Here is an 8,345-nt window from a genome sequence, read left to right on the forward strand (position 1 = left end):
ACCCCCAGCCGACGCCGGCCGCCCCGATGGCCCCGCCGGTGCCTCCCGCGCCCCCGGCGCCGCCCGTCGCCCAGCCGGTCCGCCTCACCAAGGTGACGCTCACCAAGGAGGCGCCCTCCGTCTCGCTCGCGAAGCAGGGCGGGACCTCGGGAGCCATGCGCGTCAATCTCAACTGGGAAGTACGCAAGCAGTTCAAGGGGTGGGGCAGCAAACTGGGCAGGGCCGTCGCGAACCACGCGGATCTCGACCTCGACCTCTGCGCCCTCTACGAACTGACCGACGGCCGCAAGGGCGTGGTGCAGGCACTCGGAAACGCCTTCGGCGCGCTCCACCAGCCGCCGTACGTCCAGCTCGACGGCGACGACCGGACGGGCGCCGTCGCCTCCGGTGAGAACCTGACGATCAACCTCGACCAGAAGGCCAGGATCCGCCGCCTCCTGATCTTCGTCACCATCTACGAAGGCGCCCGGAGTTTCGCGGATCTGCACGCCACCGTCACCCTCCAGCCGCAGGGCGGCGCCGCGATCGACTTCTCGCTCGACGAGTGCACCGTTCCCTCGACGGTCTGCGCGCTCGCACTCATCACGAACACCGGGAGCGACCTCACCGTGCAGCGCGAGGCCCGCTATCTCGTGCCACAGCGCGGAGTGAGCCCGCAGCGCACCATCGACCAGGCATACGGCTGGGGCATGAACTGGACTCCCGGCCGCAAGTAGGGCCGGCCGGCGGAGGTCACTGGTCCGGTGCGGCCTCGGGACGGGCGTACGTACGCCCCTTCCAGGCCGCACCCCGGCCCCGGTAGTGCTGCACCGCGGAATCGACCGTCATCAGCAGATACAGCAGCGCGGTGAACGGCAGCAGCGGGGCGAGCCACAGCGACTGCCGGTAGTACCCCAGCACCGGCATGTACGTCCCGGCCATCACGGCCCAGGCCACGCCCCCGGCCCACGCGGCCGGGGGATCACCGGCCAGCAGCCCCGCCACGAGCGTCACGGGCGGCGCCAGGTAGATGACCGCGAGGCCGAGCACCGTACCGAGCAGCACCAGCGGATTGTGCCGCAGTTGGGCGTACGCGCTCCGCGAGACCATGCGCCACAGGTCGCCCAGGCGCGGATACGGCCGCACGCTGTCCACCCGCTCCGCCAGCCCCAGCCAGATCCGGCCCCCGTGTCCCTGCACCGCCCGGGCCAGGGACACGTCGTCGATCACCGCCTGCCGGATCGACTCCGGCACCCGCGCCCGGACCGCGGCCTCGGTCCGCAGCAGCACACAGCCGCCCGCCGCTGCCGCCGTCCGCGCCCCCGCCCGGTTCACCCACCGGAACGGATAGAGCTGGGAGAAGAAGTAGACGAAGGCCGGCACGACCAGCCGCTCCCAGACGCTCTCCACCCGCAGCCGCGCCATCTGCGAGACCAGGTCGAAGCCGCCCGACCCGGCGGCCGCCACCAGTTCCCGCAGACTGTCCGGCTCGTGCGCGATGTCGGCGTCCGTGAGCAGCAGGTACTCGGGCTCCCGGGAGCGGGCCAGCGCGATCCCGTGCCGGAGGGCCCAGAGCTTGCCGGTCCAGCCGGGTCCGGGCTCCCCGGGAGACACGACGGTGACCGGCAGCCCCCCGCACCGCACGGACAGCTCGCGGGCGAGCGCGCCGGTGCCGTCCTTGCTGCAGTCGTCCACCAGGATGATCTCGGCGTGCCCCGGGTAGTCCTGCGCGAGCAGCGACGGCAGGCTCACCGGGAGCATGTCGGCCTCGTCACGCGCGGGCACGACGATGGCGACCGAGGGCCACTGCGCCGGGGCCGCGCGGCTCGGCAGCCGCTGGTCGGTCCGCCAGAAGAACCCCTGGCCCAGCAACAGCCACACCCACGCGACAAGCGAACCCACGGCGATCCAGGCAACGGCGCTCATTGGCCGAAGTCTGCCCCACTGAGCAGGGACCGCAAGGGCGGTCGACTATGGTGACCGGGTGAAGATCGCGCTCATGGACTCCGGAATCGGCCTGCTCGCCGCCGCCGCCGCAGTACGCCGGCTGAGGCCGGACGCCGATCTGGTGCTCTCCTCCGACCCCGGGAGCATGCCCTGGGGGCCCCGGACGCCCGAAGACGTCACGGCACGCGCCCTCGCCGTCGCCCGGGCCGCCGCGGAGCACCGGCCCGAGGCGCTGATCGTGGCCTGCAACACGGCCTCCGTCCACGCGCTGGCCACCCTCCGTGCGGAGCTGGAGCCCGCCCTGCCGGTCATCGGCACCGTGCCGGCGATCAAGCCGGCCGCCGCGGCCGGTGGCCGGGTCGCGATCTGGGCCACCCCGCTCACCACAGGCAGCCCCTACCAGCGCGGACTGATCCGCGACTTCGCCGGGTCCGCGGACGTCACCGAGGTGCCGTGCCCCGGACTGGCCGACGCCGTGGAGTACGCGGACGAGGCCGGTATCGACAAGGCCCTGGCCGAGGCCGCCGCGCTCACCCCGCCCGATGTCCAGACCGTCGTGCTGGGCTGCACCCACTACGAGCTGGTCGCCGAACGCATCCGCGGGGCGGTCCAGCGGCCCGGCCGGCCGGCCGTCGTCCTGCACGGCTCCGCGGGCGCCGTCGCCGCCCAGGCCCTGCGCCGGATCGGGGCCGAGCCCGCTCCGTCGGCCGAACCCTCCGGCGGGCTCGTCGTCCTGCTCGGCGGGCACCCGTCCGAGCTGCCGGAAGCCGCTCTGGCCTACGCGGAAGGGCGCGGGCTCGCCGCCGTCAGCCCCGCCCGCTGACCGTCCGGCGACCCGGCGGGAGCCGGCCGACCCATCCCCGCGCGCGGATTCTTCAGTACGCTGCTTGGCATGGAGGACCACCCCCGGAAACCGCCGCGAACCGGTGCTGACACCCACACCGCCGTCTGGATCGGCCGGGCCACCAACCGGACCCAGTGGGTGCTCGCGGCGGCCGGCGCCGCCTGCCTGGCGCTCGGTATCCAGCTCGCCGTCAGCTCCACCTGGACCTCCGGCATCGCCCCGCTGCTGATGTCGGTGATCGGCTGCATGGCGGCCGGGCTGCTCATGCTGTTCGGCACCCTCGCCTTCGTGAACGTGGCGGTCCGTGTCGACGGCGACGCCCTCGAAGTGCGCTGCGGCCACATGGGCCTGCCGCGCCGCCGGATCCTGCTCACCCATGTGGTGGGCGCGGAGTTCGCCCCCCAGGTCACCCCCCGCCAGTGGGGAGGCTGGGGCTACCGCTGGCGCCCCGAGCAGGGCACGGCCGTGGTCGTGCGCCGGGGCGAGGGGCTGGTGCTCAGGCTCGGTGACGGCAGGACCTTCACGGTCACGGTCGACGACGCCGAGGCGGGCGTCCGGTTCATCCGCGACCGCCTCCACCTGCCGTCCACGGGCGCTACGGCCGGGGCCTGACCCGCCCGCGGGCCCTCACAGCCAGTCCGGCCGGGTCGGCCCGCGGTTCATGTGCGGGCACATCGTCGCCGCCGTGCGGAGACCGTGCGCCGCCGTGGCCGCCCGCCTCGATCGGCCGCCTGGCCGACGCCAGTCCCGCCAGCAGCCCCGCCCCCGCCGTCACCGGGGTGAAGCTCAGCGCGTTGCCGACACTCGCCAGCACCGCCAGTGCCGTGAGCGCGGCCCCGGCGGTCAGAGCGACCGCCGTGCTGCGCGGCGAGCGCCACAGCACGTACAGCAGCCAGCCGAACGCGGCTCCCAGCAGCACCACCCCGACCACCCCCTGCTCGGCCGCCTGCTGCAGCGCGGCCGAGTGCGGCTTGCCGTCCGAGCCGAGGGTCTGCTGCGCGGTGGGGCTCAGCTCGGCGAACCGGTCGGGGCCGATGCCGAGAACCGGGTGCTCCTCCGCCAGTCGTGCGGCGTCCGCCCACAGCTGTACCCGGTTGGTGGTCAGCGGGCCCTCCAGGGAGACGGTGAGGCCGTCGGGCAGAACGTCCTCGGCCACCGCCCACGCCGCCCCGGCCGCCAGACCGGCAGCCAGCGCAAGACCCACGAGACCGAGCAGCCGGCTGCGCATCCTGGCCGCCGCCAGGGAACAGAGCAGAACGCCGACCGCTGCCGCGAACCCGGCGACGGAGCCGAGTCCCAGCGAGGCACAGGCCGCGCCCAGAGCCAGCAGGCGAAGAGTGAACCGCAGCGAGTCCCGCCGGGCCGCGGCCGCCGCGCAGCAGGCCGCTCCGGCCGCCAGGACCAGCAGGGCGGCGGACGCGCCGGTGTGTCCGGGCGCGGTCTCCACGGCGGCCGTCGCGCCGGGCATGCCATGGCGCCAGACGAGTGCCATGACGAGAGCGGCCAGGGCGGCGATGCTCGCCGCGGCCACCGGCAGCAACGTGCCGCAGATACGCCCGCAGGCGAAGCCCGCCGCGACGGCGAGCAGCGCGAGCAGCACCCCTTCGGGCCGGGTCTCCCGTCCGGCCGCGCTGATGAGCGACCAGATCGCACAGAACGCGAGGATCAGCGCCCCGGCGGCATCCGACGCATTGCCGCCCTGGGGCCCCCGCTCTGCAGGTGCAGCCATCACGTCCGTCCCCCGGCCTGTGACCGTCCCGTCCGCGAGGGCCGGATCCGGCCCGGTCGGCGGGGGACTGGCGCACAGATTAACGGCCATGGCGGTCATATGTGCAGGAGATGCGAAGAAACGATCCGGCAGCGCATGTTCCGTCCCCGGGACGGGGCTCCCCGGTCCCCGGCCCGCCACCGTAGACTCCGCCGGGTGAGCACCACCATCGCCCAGGTCGGCGACCCGCAGATGCCTGACTCCACCCCCCGGGCCCGCCGCCTGCTGCCGCGCCTCGCGCGGCCCGCCGCCGCCGTGCTCTCCGGGGTGCTGCTCTACGCGAGCTTCCCGCCCCGGCCACTGTGGTGGCTGGTCCTGCCCGGCTTCGCCCTGCTCGGCTGGGTGCTGTTCGAGCGCAGGTTCCGCGCCGCGTTCGGCCTCGGCCTGCTCGCCGGACTCGGCTTCATGCTGCCGCTGCTGCACTGGACGGGCGAAGAGGTCGGTCCGGTGCCGTGGCTGGCCCTCGCCGCGGCCGAGGCGCTGTTCATCGCCGTGGGCTGCATCGGCATCTCCGCCGTGTCCCGGCTCGCCGGCTGGCCGCTCTGGGCGGCCGCGGTCTGGACGCTCGACGAGGCGCTCCGCGCCCGGGTGCCGTTCGGCGGCTTCCCCTGGGGCAAGATCGCGTTCGGGCAGGCCGACAGCGTGTTCCTGCCGCTCGCGGCGCTGGGCGGCACCCCGCTCCTGTCCTTCGCCGTGGTGCTGTGCGGCTTCGGTCTCTTCGAGGCGGTCCGCCGCTTCCGCATCCACCGCACGACGGGCCGGCTGCCCCGGATCGCCGCCGCCGCTACCGCCGCCGCCGTCCTCGTTCCCGTCGCCGCGGCCCTTGCGTCGCTGCCGCTGGTGGACGACTCGGCGGAGGACGGCACCGCGACCGTCGCCGCGATCCAGGGCAACGTGCCGAGGCTCGGCCTCGACTTCAACTCCCAGCGCCGAGCCGTCCTGGACAACCACGCCAACCGCACCGAGCAGCTCGCCCGGGACGTTAAGGCGGGCAAGGTCCCGCAGCCCGACTTCGTCCTGTGGCCGGAGAACTCCTCCGACCTGGACCCCTACCGCAACGCCGACGCGAGGATCGTCATCGACGACGCGGTGAAGGCGATCGGTGTGCCGACCGTCGTCGGCGCGGTCGTCGAGCCGGACACCGGCAACCTGCGCAACACCCTCATCCAGTGGGACCCGGACAAGGGGCCCGTGGCCACGTACGACAAGCGCCACATCCAGCCGTTCGGCGAGTACATGCCGATGCGGTCCTTCGTACGCGTCTTCAGCTCGGACGTCGACCGGGTGCAGCGCGACTTCGGCCCCGGCAAGAAGGTCGGCGTCTTCGACCTGGCGGGCACCTCCGTCGGGCTGGTCACCTGCTACGAGGCCGCGTTCGACGACGCCGTGCGCGACACGGTCGAGCACGGCGCCCAGATGATCGCCGTCCCCAGCAACAACGCCACCTTCGGCCGCAGCGAGATGACCTACCAGCAGCTCGCCATGTCCCGGGTGCGCGCGGTCGAGCACAGCCGCTCCGTGGTCGTCCCGGTCACCAGCGGTGTCAGCGCGGTGATCCGCCCGGACGGCACCATCGTCCGGAAGACGAAGATGTTCACGCCGGACGCCCTGGTGGACGAGGTGCCGCTGCGTTCCTCACTGACCCCGGCGACCCGGATGGGCCCGCTCCCCGAGGGCCTGCTGGCCCTGCTCGCGGTGATCGGCCTCGGCTGGGTGGGGACGCGGGCGGTGCGCGCCCGGCGTGCTCGCTGAGCACGTACGGACGCCACGTAGGGTCGGGGCATGGCCATCCCCGACTTCATCCGTGAGATCCGCGCCACCGCGGGTCAACAGTTGCTCCTGCTGCCCGGTGTCACCGCAGTCGTCTTCGACGACGAGGGCAGAGTCCTGCTCGGGCGCCGCGCCGACACCGGCAAGTGGTCGGTGATCGGAGGCATCTGCGAGCCGGGGGAGCAGCCCGCGACGACGGCGGAGCGCGAGGTGTACGAGGAGACGGCCGTGCACTGTGTGGCGGAGCGGGTGGTGCTCACCCAGGCACTGCCTCCAGTGCAGTACGAGAACGGCGACCGCTGCCAGTACCTGGACGTCACCTTCCGCTGCCGGGCCACCGGAGGCACGGCCCGCGTCAACGACGACGAGTCGCTGGAGGTGGCCTGGTTCCACGTCGACGCGCTGCCCCCGCTGCAGGAGTTCGCGCTCTTCCGGATCAAGCAGTCGATGACCGACGGTCCCACCTGGTTCGAGGCCTCCACCCCGCAGACGTGAGTCCGGGGGCCGGGTGGCGGTGCACGCCACCGGCCCCCGGACCTCGCGGATCAGGCGCTACGCACCGCTGCGTGCCGCATCCGCGCGCTGCTCCGCGGACTTGTCCCGCGCGGGGCCGGCGTCCATGGCCGCCAGGTCCCGGTGCCGGGTCTCCTTGGCGCAGACGACGGCCAGCACGGTGATGAGCGCGGCGGCGATCACGTACAGCGCGATCGGTGTCGAACTGCCGTAGTCGGCGAGCAGCGCGGTGGCGATGAGCGGCGCCGGGGCACCGGCCGCGACGGACGAGAACTGGGCACCGATCGACGCACCCGAGTACCGCATCCGGGTCGCGAACAGCTCGGAGAAGAAGGCCGCCTGCGGTGCGTACATCGCTCCGTGGAAGAACAGCCCGACGGTGACGGCGAGGAGCAGGCTCCCGAAGCTGCGGCTGTCGATCAGTGCGAAGAACGGGAACATCCAGAGCCCCACCCCGACCGCGCCGACCAGGTAGACCGGCCTGCGTCCCACCCGGTCCGACAGGGCGCCCCACAGCGGAATGACGGCGAAGTGGATCGCCGACGCGATGAGCACGGCGTTGAGCGCCGTCTGCTTGCTCAGATCAGCTGATGTCGTCGCGTAGACGAGGATGAACGCCGTGATGACGTAGTAGCTGATGTTCTCCGCCATCCTGGCGCCCATCGCGATCAGCACGTCGCGCCAGTGGTGGCGCAGCACGGCCACGACCGGCATCTTCTCCGCCGCTCCGGAGGTGGCCCTGCGCTCCTCGGCCCGGACCAGCGCGGCCTTGAACAACGGCGATTCATCGACGGACAGACGAATCCACAGACCGATGATCACCAGCACCCCGGAGAGCAGGAACGGGATGCGCCAGCCCCAGGCCTCGAAGGCCGAGTCCGACATGAGCGCGGTGAGCGCGGAGAGCACTCCGGTGGCGAGCAACTGCCCGGCCGGCGCGCCGGTCTGCGGCCACGAGGCCCAGAACCCGCGGCGCTTCGCGTCGCCGTGCTCCGACACCAGCAGAACGGCTCCGCCCCACTCACCGCCGAGGGCGAAGCCCTGCACCAGCCGCAGGACGGTGAGCAGGACCGGAGCGGCGACCCCGACGGTGGCGTGCGTCGGCAGAAGCCCGATCGCGAAGGTGGCCCCGCCCATCATCAGCAGGCTGAGCACCAGCAGCTTCTTGCGCCCGAGCCGGTCGCCGTAGTGCCCGAAGACCAGTGCGCCGATCGGCCGGGCGGCGAAGCCGACCGCGTACGTGAGGAAGGACAGCAGGGTTCCGACGAGCGGCTCGGAGTCCGGGAAGAACAGCTTGTTGAAGACCAGGGCGGCCGCTGATCCGTACAGGAAGAAGTCGTACCACTCGATGGTCGTGCCGATGAGGCTGGCGGCGACGATGCGGCGGAGGTTGGAGGCAGGTGGGGGAGCGGATGCCGGTTCGGCCATGGGTACCACTTCCGGACGGTTGGCGGGGACGGGGACGTGTCGCCACACCGTAGGAAGGGGCAGGTCAGGGGCGTATGTGGTGGGGCACCATAGTTC

Annotated in this window: 8 protein-coding genes; 5 read left to right on the forward strand and 3 right to left on the reverse strand. The window is 73.0% G+C overall.

Translation table 11 applies throughout. From position 1 onward, the window contains the following. Positions 1-716: TerD family protein (locus JGS39_RS33300; RefSeq protein WP_219573484.1), on the forward strand; the 716-nt coding region annotated here is incomplete at its 5' end. Positions 717-732: 16 nt separating this feature from the next. On the opposite strand, the gene JGS39_RS33305 is transcribed toward JGS39_RS33300, so the two are convergent. Then, positions 733-1,905 (reverse strand): glycosyltransferase, encoded by a 1,173-nt coding sequence (locus tag JGS39_RS33305; RefSeq protein WP_219573485.1) that lies wholly within the window; start codon positions 1,903-1,905, stop codon positions 733-735. Between the two features lie 58 nt (positions 1,906-1,963). Between JGS39_RS33305 and JGS39_RS33310 the strand changes: the two genes are divergently transcribed. Both JGS39_RS33310 and JGS39_RS33315 read left to right on the forward strand, forming a co-directional pair. After that, complete coding sequence (locus tag JGS39_RS33310) at positions 1,964-2,749, forward strand: glutamate racemase (protein ID WP_219573486.1); 786 nt, start codon at positions 1,964-1,966, stop codon at positions 2,747-2,749. Between the two features lie 69 nt (positions 2,750-2,818). Then, entirely contained in the window at positions 2,819-3,382 is a 564-nt protein-coding gene (locus JGS39_RS33315; protein ID WP_219573487.1) for a hypothetical protein, read from the forward strand. On the opposite strand, the gene JGS39_RS33320 is transcribed toward JGS39_RS33315, so the two are convergent. Next, complete coding sequence (locus tag JGS39_RS33320) at positions 3,366-4,499, reverse strand: O-antigen ligase family protein (RefSeq protein ID WP_219573488.1); 1,134 nt, start codon at positions 4,497-4,499, stop codon at positions 3,366-3,368. The genes JGS39_RS33315 and JGS39_RS33320 overlap by 17 nt on opposite strands. A gap of 195 nt (positions 4,500-4,694) precedes the next feature. On the opposite strand from JGS39_RS33320, the gene lnt reads away from it, so the two are divergent. Both lnt and JGS39_RS33330 read left to right on the forward strand, forming a co-directional pair. After that, positions 4,695-6,290, forward strand: coding sequence for an apolipoprotein N-acyltransferase (gene lnt / locus JGS39_RS33325; RefSeq protein WP_372456182.1), 1,596 nt, complete (start codon positions 4,695-4,697; stop codon positions 6,288-6,290). 30 nt (positions 6,291-6,320) lie between these two features. Further along, positions 6,321-6,803, forward strand: coding sequence for an NUDIX hydrolase (locus tag JGS39_RS33330; protein ID WP_219573489.1), 483 nt, complete (start codon positions 6,321-6,323; stop codon positions 6,801-6,803). A gap of 57 nt (positions 6,804-6,860) precedes the next feature. Here the strand turns inward: JGS39_RS33330 and JGS39_RS33335 are convergent, their stop codons facing one another. Continuing rightward, complete coding sequence (locus tag JGS39_RS33335) at positions 6,861-8,249, reverse strand: MFS transporter (RefSeq protein ID WP_219573491.1); 1,389 nt, start codon at positions 8,247-8,249, stop codon at positions 6,861-6,863. Positions 8,250-8,345 lie beyond the last annotated feature (96 nt).

This window comes from Streptomyces poriferorum (genome assembly GCF_019399235.1).
Taxonomy (GTDB): domain Bacteria; phylum Actinomycetota; class Actinomycetes; order Streptomycetales; family Streptomycetaceae; genus Streptomyces; species Streptomyces poriferorum.